This is a genomic window from Streptomyces sp. NPDC004065 (genome assembly GCF_044903565.1).
Lineage (GTDB): Bacteria > Actinomycetota > Actinomycetes > Streptomycetales > Streptomycetaceae > Streptomyces.
Genome location: NZ_JBJDQT010000009.1, coordinates 69,750 through 86,272, shown reverse-complemented (window position 1 = coordinate 86,272; position 16,523 = coordinate 69,750). Strand labels below are relative to the sequence as shown.

Sequence of the window (16,523 nt, the reverse complement as noted above, 5' to 3'; positions counted from 1 at the left end):
ATTGACGGTCCGTCATATGAAGTGAGGCACACAAAAGTCGGCGGCGCCAGCGCCATTGGGGCTTTCGAGTGCCGTGCTCGCCCGTGCGGGTGAGCCGATCCGGAGATTCCGAGGAGAGAGAGATTTCGTGTCGTTGCTCGACACCCGTGTCCCCGCCGTAGTGGTGCGGACCGACCGGAACCCCTTCCACCACGGCACGCTGGGCGCCGTACGCACCCTCGGCCGGGCGGGGGTGGAGGTGCATCTCGTCGCCGACTGCGCGGGAAGCCCCGTCCGGCGGTCGCGTTATGTGCGCCGGATGCACCCCCCGCCACCGCCGGGCGCGTCCCCGGACGACATCCTGCTCGCGCTGCGCCGCGTCGCCGAGCGGATCGGGCGGCCGGCCGTACTGGTCCCGATGGACGACGCGTGCGCGATCGCCGCGGCGCGGGGGCGGGAGGCGCTCGCGCCGTCCTACCTCCTGCCGCGGCTGCCGGGCACGCTCGCCGAACGCGTCGCGGACAAGGCCGAACTGGCCGCCGTGTGCGCGTCGGCGGGCGTGGCGCACCCGGTGACGCTGGTCCCCGACAGCCCGTCGGAGGCCGCCGACGCCACACGCCGGCTCGGGCTGCCGGTGGTGGCCAAGTGGAGCCGGCCCTGGCTGCTGCCCGCGGGCGGCGACCTGCGCAGCACCGTGCTGGTGCGCTCGGAGCGGCAGGCCCGGGAGCTGTACCTGCGCACCGGTGAGGCCGGCAGCCGGCTGCTGCTGCAGGCCTTTCTGCCGCCGGGGCCGGACCGGGACTGGTTCTTCCACGGCTACGCGGACCGGTCCGGCGCCGTGCGCGCGGGCGGGCCGGGCCGCAAGCACCTGGCCTGGCCGCGCGGGGCCGGCCTGACCGCGGTGGGCCGCTGGACGCCCAACCCCGAGGTGCGGGCCCAGGCCGAACGGCTCGTCGCGGAGCTGGGCTACCGCGGGGTCCTCGACCTCGACTTCCGGCGCTGCGGCAGCACCGGCCGCTACCACCTGCTCGACTTCAACCCGCGGCCGGGCGCCCAGTTCCGGCTGTTCGAGGACGGCGCGGGACTGGACGTCGTACGCGCCCTGCACCTGGACCTGACGGGCCGTCCACTGCCGCAGGGCGCCCCGGCGGCCGGGCGGACCTTCGTGGTGGAGAACTACGCGCCGCTCGCCGCGCTGCGCGCCGGTCCGGGCGGGCGCGAGCTGGCCTGGTACGCGCGGGACGACCGCGCCCCCGGCCGGGAGATGTGGGCCCTGTGGTCGCGCCACGCGTCCCGCCGGCTGCGCGACCGGCTGCGCGACCGGCTGCGCCCGGCGCCCGCGGCACCGGCGCGGGGCCTGATCCCCGGGGCGACCTCACCCGCTGTGACCGACGACGAGAAAGCGAGCAGTCGATGATGTACGACCTCCTGGTGGTGGGGGCGGGCCCGTACGGCCTGTCCATCGCCTCCCACGCCGCGGACGCCGGGCTGAGCCTGCGCGTGTTCGGCCGGCCCATGGCGTCCTGGCGGGACCACATGCCCCGGGGCATGTTCCTCAAGTCCGAGCCGTGGGCGTCCAACCTGTCCGACCCGCGCGGGCGCTGGCGCCTGGACGCCTACTGCGCCGAGCAGGGCCTGACGGCGCGTCACGCGCACCCGATCCCGGTGGAGGCGTTCGCCTCGTACGGCCTGTGGTTCGCGCGCAACGCCGTGCCGGAGGTGGACGAGCGCACGGTGTCCCGGGTGACGCACGGCCCCGGGGGCTTCACGGTCGTCACCGAGGACGGGGAGGCGCTGCGCGCGCGGACGGTGGCGCTGGCCGTCGGCGTGATGCCGTTCGTCGAGGTGCCGCCGGTACTGCGCGGGCTGCACCCGGCGCTGGTGACGCACAGCAGCCACCACGGCGACCTCGACCGGTTCCGCGGCAGGGACGTGACGGTGATCGGCGGCGGCCAGGCGGCCCTGGAGACGGCGGCGCTGCTCGCCGAACAGGGCACCCGGGTGCGGGTGCTGGCGCGGGCGGACCGGGTGCGGTGGAACGACGTGCCGCCGCCGTGGGAGCGGCCGTGGTGGCAGTCGGCGCGCTCCCCGCACAGCGGTCTCGGCCCCGGCTGGCGCAACTGGTTCTACTCCGAGCGCCCCGATCTGTTCCGGCGGCTGCCCGAGCGGACGCGGTCGCGCATCGCGGCCACGGCGCTCGGGCCCGCGGGCGCCTGGTGGGTGCGGGACCGGGTGGAGGGCGCGGTGGAACTGCTGCCGGGCCACGAGGTCGCCGCGGCCTGCGCGGTGTCCGGCGGCGTACGGCTGGACGTGGTCGGCCGCGGGGTCCCCGTGCGCACCCTGGAGACGGAACACGTCATCGCCGCCACCGGCTTCCGGGCCCGGTGCGACCGGATGGAGCTGCTCTCCGCCGAACTGCGCGCGTCGCTGGCCGTACTGCCCGACGGCTCGCCCATGGTCGGGCGCGGCTTCGAGTCCTCGCAGCCCGGACTGTTCCTGGCGGGCCTGGTGACCGCCGCCGGGTTCGGCCCGGCGATGCGCTTCGTGCACGGCGCGACCTACACGGCGCCGGCCCTGGTCCGGGGGGTGCGCCGTCGGCTCAGGTCCACCCCGGCGGGCGGCACGATCCCCGTGCCCGGAAGCGCCGGCCGCTACGCGTCCCCGTCCCCGGTGACCCGCTGACCCCCACCGGCCCCGGCCACGGACGACCGGCAGACGGCTCGCACACGGACAACCGCCCGCGTGCGGGCCACCACCGTCACGACACGAAACCGGCAGCGGGCCGCACGCCGGCATCGGAGCCCTTACCGGCGTGGAGCCGCACGCCGGCATCGAGGCCCCTACCAGCGTCGGGACGCACGCGAGGAGCAGGTGCGGCCACACCAGTGTGGTCTGACGGACGGATCCGGCCCGACGGACGGATCCGACGCCCGGCCGACCGGACGGGGCGGTGCGACCCGACGGGGCAGCGGAGCCGGGCGCAGGTGCTGCGGGGGCGCGGGGGCGCGAGAGCGCAAAGGCGCGGGGGCGCGGGGGCGCTAGGCGCGGGGGCGCGGGGGCGCGACGGTCTGCCGGTCGCGGCCGGGCGCCGGTGACCGGCCGGGAACGGCGACCGGCCGGGAACGACGACCGAGCAGCCGACCCGCAACCAGCCGACGCCGACAGCGGTGCGGAGCCGGCCGCGGTGAGCGCGGGCGGGCGGCCGGGCCGCGGTGGATCAGCCCCGCGGCGGGTCGGCGCATGTGCGCCGTGCCGCGTGCGGGCGGGGTACGGCAGCCTGGTCGCGTCCCTTGCCGTCGAGCGCCGCAGGCGGGGGCGGAGGCGACGGGCCGGCGTATGACGGGTTGGCGTCGGCGGCTGCGCGGGACCGGCCGGAGTCGGCATCGGCAGTCGGCCGGGCGGTGGGTCGGCCCGGCGGCGGGGCCGGGGCGTGCGCACCGTGCGATGTGTGCGGGTGCGCTCGGCCGACCGGGCGGGCGGGCGGTGGGTCGGCCCGGCCTGTGGGGCCGGGCGCGTGCGCACCGTGCGGCGGGCGTGTGTGCCGCGGGCCGGGCGGGCGGTGCCGGCCCGTGCGATGGCGACCGTCGGCCCGGACGGTGTGCGCCGTAGGGTCGTGTGAGGGTGGTGCGGAAGCGGCCGGGCCGCCGGGAGCGGGAGCTCCCGGCGGCCCGGTGGGGAAGTGCTCCGGCGCCCGCGGAAGGCGCACCCCGACGGTCGGGGAGGGTGCGCCCGGCGGGCGGTCGCCGCGCCGGGGCCGGGCCGGGTGTGTCCGCGGTCCGCCTCGAGGGCCGGGCCCGGCCCGGCCGGGGCGGGTGCCGCGGGGCACCCGGGGCGGTCAGCGCCGGGCGGCGGCCCGGCCGCGGCGGTACAGCAGGATGCCGCCCGCGATCAGCGCCGCGCCGGCGGTCGAGGCCGCCACCATGGTCTTCTCGCCGGTCTCGGCCAGCTGCGGCGGCCCGGCGGGCTCTTCGTGGCCGGCCGGAGTCGGCTTCGGGGCCGTGCTCCGCGGCGGCTCCGGCGCCGGACGCGGCGACTCGGTGGTCCGCGTGGGCGGCGGGGTGGGGCTGTCGCTGGGAGCGGGGCTCGCGCAGTCGTCGGCGTCCCGGGCGCCGCTCACGCTCGACGCTGCGGTGCCCTCGTCGTCGGTGCCGTAGCCGGAACCGCCGGAGGAGTCGGTGGACGAGTCGCCGGACGAGTCCGCGGGCTCGCACGCGTCATGGGCGCAGCTGTGGCCGAACGACCTGTTCAGCACCGCACCGGCGCTGACCGTGTTGCCGCACAGGTCCACCGGCGCGTGCACGGGCGCCTGCAGGACGTTGCCGGACGCGATGCCGTCGGAGTCACTGGTCACCCCCGTGGCGTCCGAGTCGGCGAGGGCGGAGCCGCAGGACAAGGAGAGAACGCCCGTCGCGGCGGCCGCCGCCGCGAGCACTCCCCTGCTCAGAGTCTGTCGCAATGTGCTGTCTTCCTGCTTGAAGAACTGGGAAAGCCGACCCCGGACCGCGCATCGACGTCCGAGGCCGGCCACGACACACCCGGAACTGGTGCGTTGGGCGGTCGGGCGTTCCTGCACTCGCTGCCGATCGCCGGGTCAAGCGCGATGATGAAGTTGACCGATCCGCGATCACGTTGATCGGGTTCTTGTAGGCCGCATGTCCTACTCCTTCATCAACCCGGCACCCCGGATTTGGTTGCGGAGGTTCACCCGGTTGGCCCGCCCCGCGCCCGGCGGCGCCCCTACGACACCACGTCCTTGCGGGCGAACCCGCGGAAGGCCAGCGCGAACAGGACGAGGGCGTAGGCGACGGACACGGAGGCGCCCTGGATCATCCCGGCCCACTCGGGCCGCGGCTGCACCGCGTCCGCCCAGGCGAACTGCCAGTGCGCGGGCAGGAAGTCCCGCCAGTGCCCGAGGGCGGTGACCGCGTCCAGCACATTGCCCACGATGGTCAGCCCGACCGCGCCGCCGACCGCGCCCAGCGGCGCGTCCGTCCGCGTGGACAGCCAGAAGGCCAGGCCCGCGGTGACCAGCTGGGAGACGAAGAGGTACGCCACCACGACCGCCAGCCGCTGGGCGGCGGTGGCCGGGTCCAGCGCGCCGCCGGTGGGGATCCGCAGCGGACCCCAGCCGTAGGCCGCGGTGCCGGCGGCCAGCGCCACCACCGGCAGCAGCACCATCGCGGCCAGGCTCAGCGACAGCCCGACGGCCAGCTTGGACCACAGCAGCCGGGCCCGGGGCACCGGCGCGGCGAGCAGATAGCGCAGCGAGGACCAGCTCGCCTCCGAGGCGACCGTGTCGCCGCAGAACAGCGCGACCGGGACGACCAGCAGGAAGCCGGCCGAGACGAACAGGTTCACCGCGGCGAAGTTGGCGCCGGAGGCGGTGGCCGTGTCCATCAGGGTCACCCGGTCGTTCCGGCCGCCGGGCTCGCCGCCGATGGCGAAGGCGACGAGCAGCACGAAGGGCAGGGCGGCCAGGACGCCGCCCATGACCAGGGTGCGGCGCCGCTTGAGCTGGCGCACCAGCTCCACCCGCAGGGGCAGGGTGCGCCCGGCCCGGTAGCCGGAGGCGGTCTCGACGGGCTCGGCGGGCGGGGCGGTCGCGCTCACGCGGAACCTCCGATCAGGGTCAGGAAGGCGTCCTCCAGGCGGCGGTGCGGGCCGACGGAGGCGACGGGCACCTCCAGGCGCACCAGCTCGGCGACCAGGCGGTGCGCGGTGCCGCCGGGTTCCAGCCGGACCAGCAGGCCGTCCTCGGTACGTACCGCGGAGGCGACGCCGGGCAGCGCGGCCACCTTCTCCACGACGGGCTCCTCCACGAGCGCGGCGGTGCCGACCAGCAGGGTGTCCCCGGAGCCGACGATCTCGCCGACCGGGCCGGCCTGCACCAGACGCCCCCGGTCCATCACGACCAGATGCGTGCAGGTCTGCTCCACCTCGGCCAGCAGATGGCTGGAGACGATCACCGTGCGGCCGGCGGCCGCGTAGCGGATCATCACCTCGCGCATCTCGCGGATCTGGGGCGGGTCCAGGCCGTTGGTCGGCTCGTCCAGGATGAGCAGGTCGGGCAGGCCGAGCATGGCCTGCGCGATGGCCAGGCGCTGGCGCATGCCCTGGGAGTAGGTGCGCACCGCGCGGCCGAGCGCCTCGCCGAGGCCGGCGATCTCCAGGGCCTCCTCCAGGTGGGCGTCCCCGGCCGGGCGGCCGGTGGCCCGCCAGTACAGCTCCAGGTTCTCCCGGCCGGTCAGGTGCGGCAGGAAGCCCGCGCCCTCGACGAAGGCGCCGACCCGGGAGAGCACGGACGCGCCGGGCCGCACGGCGTGGCCGAAGACGCGGATCTCGCCCTCGTCCGGCCGGATGAGGCCCATCAGCATGCGCAGGGTGGTGGTCTTGCCGGCGCCGTTGGGCCCGAGCAGGCCGAGCACCTGGCCCTGCTCGACGCGGAAGGACAGCTCGCGCACCGCGTACCGGTCGGCGGACTTCGCGTACCGCTTGCTCAGGCCGGTGATCCGCAGCGGGACCCCGGCGAGCGCCGGGTCGGGCGCGGGAGCGAGGGTGCGGCGGCGGGCGGTCAGCAGCAGGGCGAGGGCGGTCGCGGCGCCCGCGGCCGGCAGCCACCACACCCAGGCGGGCAGCGGGGCCGCCGCGGTGGTCACTCCTGGCGCCGTCGGCACCGTCAGCCCGCTTCTCAGCGAAACGGTGTACGTCGCGGGGGCGGCCGGGGAGGCGTAGCCGAGGTCGGTGGAGGCGAGGACCAGGCGCAGCCGGTGGCCCTTCTGCACCTCGTGGTCCACGGCCGGGAGGATGAGGGTGACGTCCTTGCCGTGCCGGGCGTCGGTCACGCGCACCGGGTCCACCAGCTGGGCGGGCAGTACCGGCCGCGCGCCGCCGGGTGCGACGTCGTACACCTTCGCGAAGAGCACCGCGTCGGCGCCGGTCGACGTCACACGCACGGTGACGGTGGGCGATCCGGTGACGCGCAGGTCGCGGGCGAGGGGCGCCGAGTCGAACCGCGCGTACTGGCCGGGGAAGTCCAGCGCCGCGCCGACGCCGAGGGCGGAAAGCCGGGCCAGCCCGCCGCCCGTGCCGCCGAGGCCGGGCAGGGAGGAGACGGCGGGCGGGGCGGCGCCCGGCGGGTTCTCGAAGCGCTGCCCGGGTCCGCGGAGCGCGATGGTGCGCCGGCCGCCGCCCAGTCCCGGGTACGTGCCGGCGCTCGCGCCGCGCAGCAGGGCCGCGCCGTCGGTGGAGTCGACGCCTCCGGTGCGGGTGACGCGGAAGGCGGGGCCGGTGCCGGCGTCCTCGTCGTCCTTCAGGTACCGGTCGAACCAGGCCCGCACGCGGGCCTGGACGCGCGCGGTCTCCGGGTCGCCGCCGTCGTGTCCGCCCGCGATCCAGTCCACGGCCACGGGGGCGCCGTTCGCCCGGATCGCCTGGGCGGCGGCGTCGGCCTGGCCGAGCGGGAACAGCGAGTCGGTCTGTCCCTGCACCAGCAGCGTGGGCACCTTGATCCGGCCGGCGACGGCGGACGGCGAGCGCGCCTCGAGCAGGGCGCGCGCCCGCGCGTCCGGCCGGCCGGACTCGGCGACCCGCCGGTACATCCGGCACAGCTCGGGCTCGAACCGCGCGCAGCCGCCGCCGGAGCCGAAGAAGACGCCCGCCCACAGCTTCTTGAAGACGCCGTTGGGGAAGAGGGCGTCCGCGAGGTTCCAGTAGGTGATCGCCGGGGCGATGGCGTCCACCCGGCGGTCGTACCCGGCTGCGAGCAGGGAGATCGCGCCGCCGTAGGAGGCGCCGGCCACGCCCACGCGCGGGTCGCCGGGGCGGTCGAGCCGGACCTGGGGCTGTCCGGCCAGCCAGTCGATCAGCCTGGAGACGTCGGCCACCTCGCCCGCGGGGTCGTTCAGCCCGATGTTCCCCGTGGACCGGCCGAAGCCGCGCGCCGACCAGGTCAGGACCGCGTATCCGGCGCGGGCGAGGTCCTCCGCCTGGCCGCGGACGTCGTCCTTGCTGCCGCCGAAGCCGTGCCCCAGCAGGACGGCGGGGTGGCGGCCGGGGCCGGCCGGGGTGAAGTACGAGGTGTCGACACGCACCCCGCGGCCCATGGTCATGATCCGGTCGGTCCGGTGCACCCGCGGCGGGTCGTCGGAGGCGACCGCCGTCCAGGTGCCGGCGCCGGCGAGCACCGCGACGGCGGCCCCGGCGGCGATCCACCGCCGGGGCCCGCGCAGCAGTCCCCGCAGTCCCGGCAGGGCCGGCAGTCGAAGATCCATGCCCTCCACGGTACGGGCCGCGGCCGTCGGCCGGTGCAGCCTGTGGACGGAGCCGCGGGCCCTCCCCCGGCAGTAGGGCGCCCCTTCGGTCTACCGCGATCGCGGTAGACCGAAGGGGCGCCCGGGACGCGGACCGGTGCTCAGGCCCGCGCGTCCTCGGGGAGCGAGACCAGCCAGCGGGTGTCGCGGCGCGGGCGCAGGTAGAGCGCCCAGTACAGGGTGGCGACGGCGGTGATGCCGCCGGTCCACAGCAGGTAGACGACCTCCTGCTGGGTCAGGATGTAGGTCAGCACCACGATCAGCAGGATCGGCATGGCCGGCCACAGCGGCATGCGCCAGGCGGGGGTGTGCTTGTGGTGGCCGCGGCGGGCGAGCAGGGCGGCGATCGCGACCAGGAGGTACATGCCGGTCACGGACACGCCGGTCACGCCGTACAGGGTGTCCAGGTTGACGAAGCAGAGCACCGCGCCGGGCACGCCCACCACGAGGGTGGCGACCCAGGGGGAGCCGAAGCGGCCGAGCTTGGAGAAGACGTTGTTGACCGGCTCGGGCCATGCCTTGTCGCGGGCGGAGGCGAACAGGACGCGGGAGTTCTGGATGACCATGACGATGCCCGCGTTGATGATCGCGAGGGCCACGCAGAGGCTGACGAAGGTGCCGACCGCCGAGTTGGACCAGGCGGTCACCATCGAGCTGAGGTCGCCGCCGGTCAGTTCCTTGACGTCGGAGGCGCCCATGGTGATGGCGGCGACCGGCACGAGGATGATCACGGAGGAGATGGCGAGGGTGGCGAGCACGGTGCGGGCGACGTTGCGGCGCGGGTGCTCCAGTTCCTCGGAGAGGTAGACGGCGGTCGAGAAGCCCTGGGTGGCGAAGAGGGCGATGGCGAGCCCGGAGATGACGAGCATGGCGGTCACCGGGTCGGTGTGCCCGTCCGAGCCGGCCACCTGCATGGAGACCAGGCTGCCCACGCCGCGCTGGCTGTGCGCGAAGCCCAGCAGGGCGACCACGCCGGCCGCGATGACCTCCAGCACCAGGAAGATGCCGGTGATCCAGGCGTTGGCGCGCAGGTCGAGCAGACCGGCGAGGGTGGCGAGCAGCATCACCCCGGCGCCGGTCATCGACGGGTCGAGGTGGACCACGGGCGCCAGGTAGTCCGCCGTGCCCATGGCGATCACGGGCGGCACGATCACGACGACCAGCAGGGACAGTACGAAGACCAGCCAGCCCGCGAGCCGTCCGGCCATCGTGGAGACCATGGCGTACTCGCCGCCCGCGCTGGGGATGAGGGTGCCCAGTTCGGAGTAGCAGAACGCCACGGCGATACAGAGCAGGGAGCCGATGGCGATGGTCAGGGCGGTGGCGGTGCCCAGGGAGCCGAACAGGTCGGGGACGACCACGAACAGCGTGGAGGCGGGCGTCACGCACGAGAGGGTGAGGAGTGTGCCGCCGACCACCCCGATGGAGCGCTTGAGCGCCCTGGGACTGTCCGATGCCTCGGTGGGGGAGCCGGGCGCCTTGAAGGGGGCGTCGTCGACAGGGCGGAGCGTGTCGGTCATGCGGCGATTCCGATCGACTTGTGCTGAGGGTTGCGGGTCGGGAGCGTTATCGCCTCCGGCGGCTTTGGTTTCGTATGGTCACTCGTCCGCTCCCGGCGCGAGCATGGAACCCCGACGAAAACCACCGCGTCAATGGCCGTTTGCCTACGGAATCCGCACTGGGCACATCGACCGGCCGACCTCGCATTCATAGGAGATCACCAGGAGCTTCCGCATTCCCCAAGCCTTGATGATGCATGACCTTGCTTTCAAAGGTGCTATCGATCTCTCGCCTCCGACACCCGTTTCCTCCCCTCCAAACGGTAATCGCAGCATGGGTCGCAAAAAAATGTCAGGCCGTCCGAATATCGGACGGCCTGACGTGGAGCGGATGTCACTCTCAGTGGTTGCGCGGGAACCCGAGGTCGACGCCCGCGGGGGTCTCGGACGGGTCGGGCCAGCGGGAGGTGATCACCTTGCCGCGGGTGTAGAAGTGCGTGCCGTCGTTGCCGTAGATGTGGTGGTCGCCGAAGAGCGAGTCCTTCCAGCCACCGAAGGAGTGGTAGCCCACCGGGACCGGAATGGGGACGTTCACGCCGACCATGCCGGCCTCGACCTCCAGCTGGAAGCGGCGGGCGGCGCCGCCGTCCCGGGTGAAGATCGCGGTGCCGTTGCCGAACGGCGAGGCGTTGATCAGCGCCACGCCCTCCTCGTAGGTGTCCACGCGCAGCACGCACAGCACCGGGCCGAAGATCTCGTCCTGGTAGGCCCTGGCGCTGGTGGGCACCTTGTCGAGGAGCGAGATGCCGATCCAGTGGCCGTCCTCGAAGCCGTCCACCGTGTGACCGGTGCCGTCCAGCACGACCTCGGCGCCCTCGGAGGCGGCGTTGTGCACGTACGAGGCCACCTTGTCGCGGTGCGCCCTGGTGATCAGCGGGCCCATCTCCGAGGCGGGGTCGCTGCCCGGGCCGATCTTGATCTTCTCGGCGCGCTCGCGGATCTTGTCCACCAGCTCGTCGGCGATCGAGCCGACCGCGACGACGGCCGAGATCGCCATGCAGCGCTCGCCGGCGGAGCCGTAGGCGGCCGAGACGGCGGCGTCGGCCGCCGCGTCCAGGTCGGCGTCCGGCAGCACCAGCATGTGGTTCTTGGCGCCGCCGAGGGCCTGCACCCGCTTGCCGTTGGCGGAGGCGGTGGCGTGGATGTGGCGGGCGATCGGAGTGGAGCCGACGAAGGACACCGCCTTGACGTCCGGGTGCTCCAGCAGCCGGTCCACGGCCACCTTGTCGCCGTGCACCACGTTGAAGACGCCGTCGGGCAGCCCGGCCTCGGCCAGCAGCTCGGCGATCCGGACGGACGCCGAGGGGTCCTTCTCGCTGGGCTTCAGCACGAAGGTGTTGCCGCAGGCGATGGCGATCGGGAACATCCACATCGGGACCATCGCCGGGAAGTTGAACGGCGTGATGCCCGCGACCACGCCCAGCGGCTGCCGGATCGAGGCCACGTCCACCCGCGAGGCGACCTCGGTGGACAGCTCGCCCTTCAGCTGCACGTTGATGCCGCAGGCCAGGTCCACGATCTCCAGACCGCGCGCCACCTCGCCGAGGGCGTCGGAGTGCACCTTGCCGTGCTCGGCGGTGATCAGCTCGGCGATCTCGTCGCGGTGGGCGTCGAGCAGGGCGCGGAACCGGAACAGGATCGCGGTCCGCTGGGCCAGCGACGACCGGCTCCAGCTCGCATAGGCGTCCTTGGCGGCGGCCACCGCCGCGTCCACCTCCTCGACGGAGGCGAACGCCACCTTCGTCGTGACCTCGCCGGTCGCCGGGTCGGTCACCGGCCCGTACGTCCCCGAGGCGCCTTCGACGGTCTTCCCGCCGATCCAGTGGTTGACGATCTTCGTCATGCCCGGTTACTCCTTCACAGATGGCGGCGTCGGGTGGAGACGTGCCGTTCGTACAGCTCATGCGCCGTGACAGCCGACGGTCGGGTCGCGGTCTCGGCCACGAGTACATCCCACCAGTCCCGTGTCCGGGGCGCGCCCGACACTGTGTCTGCGGTTTCGGTCCTCACGTAGACACATGTGGGAGTGTCCCCGTGCGGGGGCCCGGCGCGGTTCCGGGCGTGGGCGGGAACCTCCGGCGCGGGGCCGTAGCGGGCGGGGAGTCGACGCTCGCTCTTCGCTCCTGCCAGGGCGAAGCGGCCTCCCGCGCCGGAGGCGATCGGTGACCGGGCGGCGCACGAGCGCATCGCTCCCGGCGGGAAGGGCGTGCGAGGGGCGGGCTTCTTCGCCGGCGGGACGCCCGTGCCCGGCGGACGCGGGCCGGCGGCTGTCCTCCGCTCCGTGGTGCTCAGGTCGTACGCCATCGGCTTCCCCTCACATCGGCCCACCCCGGTTCTAGTGCCGGGCGGGGAAGCCTGTCAATGTTTTGTCCGGACATTCGGACGAGTTGTCGAAATGGGGCCTCCCGGCGCTCGCCATGCGTCGGCCCTGTCACAAAGGCAACTTCTGTGTCACGCATGTCGCGGATGGGCGGGCGCCCCGTCACACCCGGTCGACAGGCGCTTGCCGCTGCCCGCCGGGCGTCGTTGTCCCAGCGCAGGCTTTGTGATCGCCAGCGCCGCACCCGGCTCCCCCGACGGCTCCCCGGCCGCCGCCGCGGTGCGCGCGGGGAGGTGCAGTTCATGACCGACCGACGGCTCTGGTCGTACAAAGAGATCGCGGCGCACATCCGGGTCCAGCCGGACACCGTGCGGTCCTATCGCAAGCACGGGCTGCTGCCGCCGCCCGACCACGTGGAGGGCGGCAAGCCCTACTGGTACGCCGACACCGTGCGCGCCTGGGTCGCCTCCCGGCCCGGCAACCGCGGCCGCAGAGGCGACTGAGCGACTGACCCCCGGCGACGGGCGGTGGACCCCGGGGCCCGAGGACCCCGGCTGACGGCGTGCCCCACCTGTGCGTGGGGCACCGTCATGTCCGCGTCCGCCCCGCCGGACCGCGCCCGCGCGGACCGTACCCCGGCAGCCCCGTGCGCTGCCGGCCGAGGTCCACGCGTCCGGCATCCACGTGCCCGTGTGTCCGGTGTCCGCGTGCCCGCGTGCCCGTGTGTCCGGTGTCCGCGTGTCCGCGTGTCCGATGTCCGCGCGTCCGGCGGTGTCCTGCCCGCCGGTCCGGCCGCCCGGTCAGCTCCAGGGCTCGACGACCGTGACCCCGGCTCCCGGCGCGGTTCCCATCGCGGCCAGCGCCCCGGGGACGGCGGTCAGCGGAATCGTGGCGGTCACCAGCAGATCCGGGCGCAGCACCCCGGCCCGTACCAGCCGCAGCATCGCGGGATAGGTGTGCGCCGCCATCCCGTGACTGCCGAGGATCTCCAGCTCCAGCGCGATCGCGCGGGCCATGGGCACCGGGGTGGTGCCCGCCGGGGAGGGCAGCAGGCCGACCTGGACGTGGCGGCCCCGGCGGCGCAGGCCGTTCACCGAGGCGGCGCAGGTGGCGGGCGAGCCCAGCGCGTCGAGGGAGAGATGGGCGCCGCCGCCGGTCAGCTCACGGACCCGCTCCGCGGTGTCCGCGGTGCCGGCCGCGTCCACGCACTCGGCCGCGCCGTACCGGCGGGCCAGGTCCAGGGCCTTCGGCGAGACGTCCACCGCCACGACCCGCGCACCCGAGGCCGCCGCGATCATCACCGCCGACAGTCCCACGCCCCCGCAGCCGTGCACGGCGACCCACTCGCCGGGGGCGGCCCGGCCCTGCTGCACCACCGCGCGGAACGCCGTGGCGAACCGGCAGCCCAGCGAGGCGGCCGTGGCGAAGGACATGTCCTCGGGCACGGCGACGAGGTTCACGTCGGCGTGGTCGAGCGCCACGTACTCGGCGAAGGAGCCCCAGTGGGTGAACCCGGGCTGGGTCTGCCGCTCGCACACCTGCTGGTCGCCCGCCGCGCAGGCGGGGCAGGTGCCGCAGGCGCAGACGAAGGGCACGGTCACCCGGTCGCCGGGGCTCCATCGGGTCACCCGCGGGCCCACCTCCTCGATCACGCCGGCCAGTTCGTGGCCGGGCACGTGCGGCAGGGTGATGTCCGGGTCGTGGCCCTGCCATCCGTGCCAGTCGCTGCGGCACAGGCCGGTCGCCTCCACCCGCACCACCACCCCGTGCTCCGCCGGACGCGGGTCCGCCACCTCCCGCACCTCGGCCGGCTCCCCGTACCGCTCGAACACCACAGCCCGCATCCGTCGTCCCCGCCTTTCCGAAAGATCACCCTCCGGTACGCACGCTAGGCCCTGTCCGGCCGGTGCACCCAGCCCCCGTACCCGGCGCCTTCCTCAGCGGGGTGCTCCGGACCGGCCCGGCTCCGACCGCTCCCCGGTCGCGGCCTCCCGCTTCTCCGGCTCGCGGGACCCCTCCGCCCCGGCGGGTCCCGCGGGACCGGTCGCGGGGCCTTCGCCCTCGCTCAGCCCGAACCGGGCGTGGAAGCGGCGCAGCGGGGCCGGCGCCCACCAGGTCGCCCGGCCGGTGAGGCGCATGACCGCGGGGACCAGAAGGCTGCGGACGATCATCGCGTCCATCAGCACGGCCAGCGCGATGCCGAGCCCGAGCATCTTGGTGTTGGTCACCCGGGACGTTCCGATCGCCACCATCACCACGGCGAGGATGACCGCAGCCGCCGTGATCAGCCCGCCCGTGCGCTGGAGTCCGTGCCGCACCGCGCCCCGGTGGTCGCCGCCGGTGTCGTACTCCTCCTTGATGCGGGAGAGCAGGAAGACGCCGTAGTCCATGGAGAGGCCGAAGGCCACGCAGAACATCAGCACCGGCAGCGTGGTCTCTATGGAGCCGGGGCTGGTGAAGCCGAGCAGGCCGGACAGGTGGCCGTCCTGGAAGACCCACACCACCGCGCCGAACATGGCGGTCAGGCTGAGCGCGTTGAGCACCACCGCCTGGAGCGGTATGACCACGCTGCCGGTGAGCAGGAAGACCAGCAGCAGGGTGACGACCGCGATGAAGACGACCGCCAGTGGCAGGCGCTCGGCTATCGCGTGCTTGGAGTCGACCAGCACGGCGGCCGTGCCGGTCACCTTGGTGGCGAAGGGCGCGTCGGTGGAGCGCAGCTCGCCCACCAGGTGCTGGGCGGCGTCGTCCACGGCCTCCCCCTTGGGCAGGACCGTGAAGTACGCCGAGTCGCCGTGCACCAGCGGCCCCTCGACGCGCAGCACCTGCGGCAGCGCGGCGATCCGCTCCTTGTACGCGGCGTACTGCGCGGCGGTGGCGCGGCCCTCGGCCAGCACCTCCAGTCCGCCGCCGGGGCTGCCCGGGAAGCCCTCGCGGATGTGCTGCTGCACCACGTGGGACTGGGCGGTGGACGGCAGTTGCCGGTCGTCCGCGGTGCCGAACTTCACGCCCAGGAAGGGCAGGCCGAGCAGCACCAGGACGGCCGTGGTGGCCAGGGCGAAGAACGGCGCGCGGCGCATGACCAGGGTCGCCGTGCGGTCCCAGGCGGTGCCCGTCTCCCCCTCGGAGCGGGGCGGCCGGCCGCGCCGGAACAGCCGGCGCAGGTCCAGGGAGTTCACCCGGTGGCCGAGCAGCACCAGGGCGGCCGGGAGCAGGATCAGGGCCGCGGCCGCCGCGAGCAGGACGACGGCGATGCCGGCGTAGGCGAAGGACCGCAGGAAGTACTGCGGGAAGAGCAGCATCGCCGCGAGCGACACGGCGACCGTCAGGGCGGAGAAGAGGACCGTGCGGCCGGCCGTGCGCAGCGTGGTGGCGACGGCGGCCGTCGGGTCCGCGCCTGCGGACAGCTCCTCGCGGAAGCGGCGGACGATGAAGAGGGCGTAGTCGATGGCGAGGCCGAGTCCCAGGGCCGTGGTGAGGTTCAGGGCGAAGACGGAGACGTCGGTGAACTCGGTCAGGGCGCGCAGCACCGCGTTGGTGCCCAGGATCGCCACGATGCCGATGCCCAGCGGCAGCAGGGCGGCGACCGCGCTGCCGAAGACCATCACCAGCAGCACCAGGGTGACCGGCAGGGCGATCACCTCGGCCCGGGTCAGGTCCTCCTTGATGATCGTCTGCATCTCGTGGCGCACGGCGACGGGTCCGCCCACCGTCACCTTCACCGGGCCGTGCGTCCCCCGGAACGAGGGCGCCACGCGGTCCAGGGTCCGGCCCATCGCCGTCTCGTCGCCGGTGAGACGGGCGGCGATCAGCGCCTCGTGGCCGTCCCGGGCCCGTAGCGCCGGAGTGCGGGACTGCCAGTACGACCCGACGCCCGTGACGCCCTTCTCCCGGGCCAGACGCGCGGCGAGCCGGCGCGCCTCGGCGGCGACGGCCGGGTCGTCGACCGTGTCGCGCCCGGAGTCCACCAGGAGCAGCAGATTGGGCTGGGATGCGGGGAACGCGTGCTCCAGCGCTCTGGTCGCGTAGGTCGACTCGGCGGCCGGGTCCTCCCAGCCGCCGCTGCCGAGCCGGTCCGCGACTCCGCCGCCCGCCAGCACGGCCAGCACGGTGAGCACGAGGGCCGCGAGCAGCGACAGCCGGGGCCGGGCGGTCACGAAGCGGGTCCACCCGCCCACGCGCACCGCCGCCGGCCCGCCCCGCTCCCCGTCGTCGCCCCCGTCCCGGCCCGGGCCTCGCCGGCCGCCCCGTCCCCCGCCTTCGTCCGCGCCGTCGGTGCGCACATCGTCCCTGGTCATTACGCGGTGTCCCCTTCACCATGACCCCTGCGCCCGCGCATGACGGGCGGCGGGGGTC

General features: G+C 74.8%; 10 protein-coding genes. 3 read left to right on the top strand and 7 right to left on the bottom strand.

The genetic code is table 11. From position 1 onward, the window contains the following. Window positions 1-127: 127 nt before the first annotated feature. Both ACI2LW_RS12950 and ACI2LW_RS12945 read left to right on the top strand, forming a co-directional pair. The gene (locus ACI2LW_RS12950; protein WP_404731238.1) at window positions 128-1,396 is read left to right on the top strand and encodes an ATP-grasp domain-containing protein; all 1,269 of its coding nucleotides are present in this window, start codon (window positions 128-130) and stop codon (window positions 1,394-1,396) included. Further along, complete coding sequence (locus ACI2LW_RS12945) at window positions 1,396-2,661, top strand: NAD(P)-binding domain-containing protein (RefSeq protein WP_404731325.1); 1,266 nt, start codon at window positions 1,396-1,398, stop codon at window positions 2,659-2,661. Before ACI2LW_RS12950 ends, ACI2LW_RS12945 begins: the two co-directional genes overlap by 1 nt. Window positions 2,662-3,814: 1,153 nt before the next feature. Here ACI2LW_RS12945 and ACI2LW_RS12940 read toward each other — a convergent pair. From ACI2LW_RS12940 to mmsA, 5 genes are all read right to left on the bottom strand, one after another. After that, a complete protein-coding gene (locus ACI2LW_RS12940) occupies window positions 3,815-4,435 on the bottom strand; it encodes a chaplin (protein WP_404731237.1) in 621 nt (206 codons plus the stop codon). 281 nt (window positions 4,436-4,716) lie between these two features. Then, the gene (locus ACI2LW_RS12935; RefSeq protein WP_404731236.1) at window positions 4,717-5,589 is read right to left on the bottom strand and encodes an ABC transporter permease; all 873 of its coding nucleotides are present in this window, start codon (window positions 5,587-5,589) and stop codon (window positions 4,717-4,719) included. Beyond that, window positions 5,586-8,249, bottom strand: coding sequence for an alpha/beta fold hydrolase (locus tag ACI2LW_RS12930; protein ID WP_404731235.1), 2,664 nt, complete (start codon window positions 8,247-8,249; stop codon window positions 5,586-5,588). The genes ACI2LW_RS12935 and ACI2LW_RS12930 overlap by 4 nt, the downstream gene beginning before the upstream one ends. Window positions 8,250-8,389: 140 nt before the next feature. Beyond that, complete coding sequence (locus ACI2LW_RS12925; protein ID WP_404731234.1) at window positions 8,390-9,808, bottom strand: APC family permease; 1,419 nt, start codon at window positions 9,806-9,808, stop codon at window positions 8,390-8,392. Window positions 9,809-10,187: 379 nt separating this feature from the next. Continuing rightward, window positions 10,188-11,690 (bottom strand): CoA-acylating methylmalonate-semialdehyde dehydrogenase, encoded by a 1,503-nt coding sequence (gene mmsA / locus ACI2LW_RS12920; protein ID WP_404731233.1) that lies wholly within the window; start codon window positions 11,688-11,690, stop codon window positions 10,188-10,190. 779 nt (window positions 11,691-12,469) lie between these two features. On the opposite strand from mmsA, the gene ACI2LW_RS12915 reads away from it, so the two are divergent. Next, the gene (locus tag ACI2LW_RS12915) at window positions 12,470-12,670 is read left to right on the top strand and encodes a MerR family transcriptional regulator (protein WP_100826341.1); all 201 of its coding nucleotides are present in this window, start codon (window positions 12,470-12,472) and stop codon (window positions 12,668-12,670) included. A 297-nt stretch (window positions 12,671-12,967) separates the two neighbouring features. Here the strand turns inward: ACI2LW_RS12915 and ACI2LW_RS12910 are convergent, their stop codons facing one another. Next, window positions 12,968-14,011 (bottom strand): zinc-dependent alcohol dehydrogenase family protein, encoded by a 1,044-nt coding sequence (locus ACI2LW_RS12910; RefSeq protein WP_404731232.1) that lies wholly within the window; start codon window positions 14,009-14,011, stop codon window positions 12,968-12,970. Window positions 14,012-14,104: 93 nt separating this feature from the next. Next, window positions 14,105-16,465: an MMPL family transporter gene (locus tag ACI2LW_RS12905; protein ID WP_404731231.1), complete on the bottom strand. Its 2,361-nt coding sequence runs from the start codon at window positions 16,463-16,465 to the stop codon at window positions 14,105-14,107. Window positions 16,466-16,523: the final 58 nt, after the last annotated feature.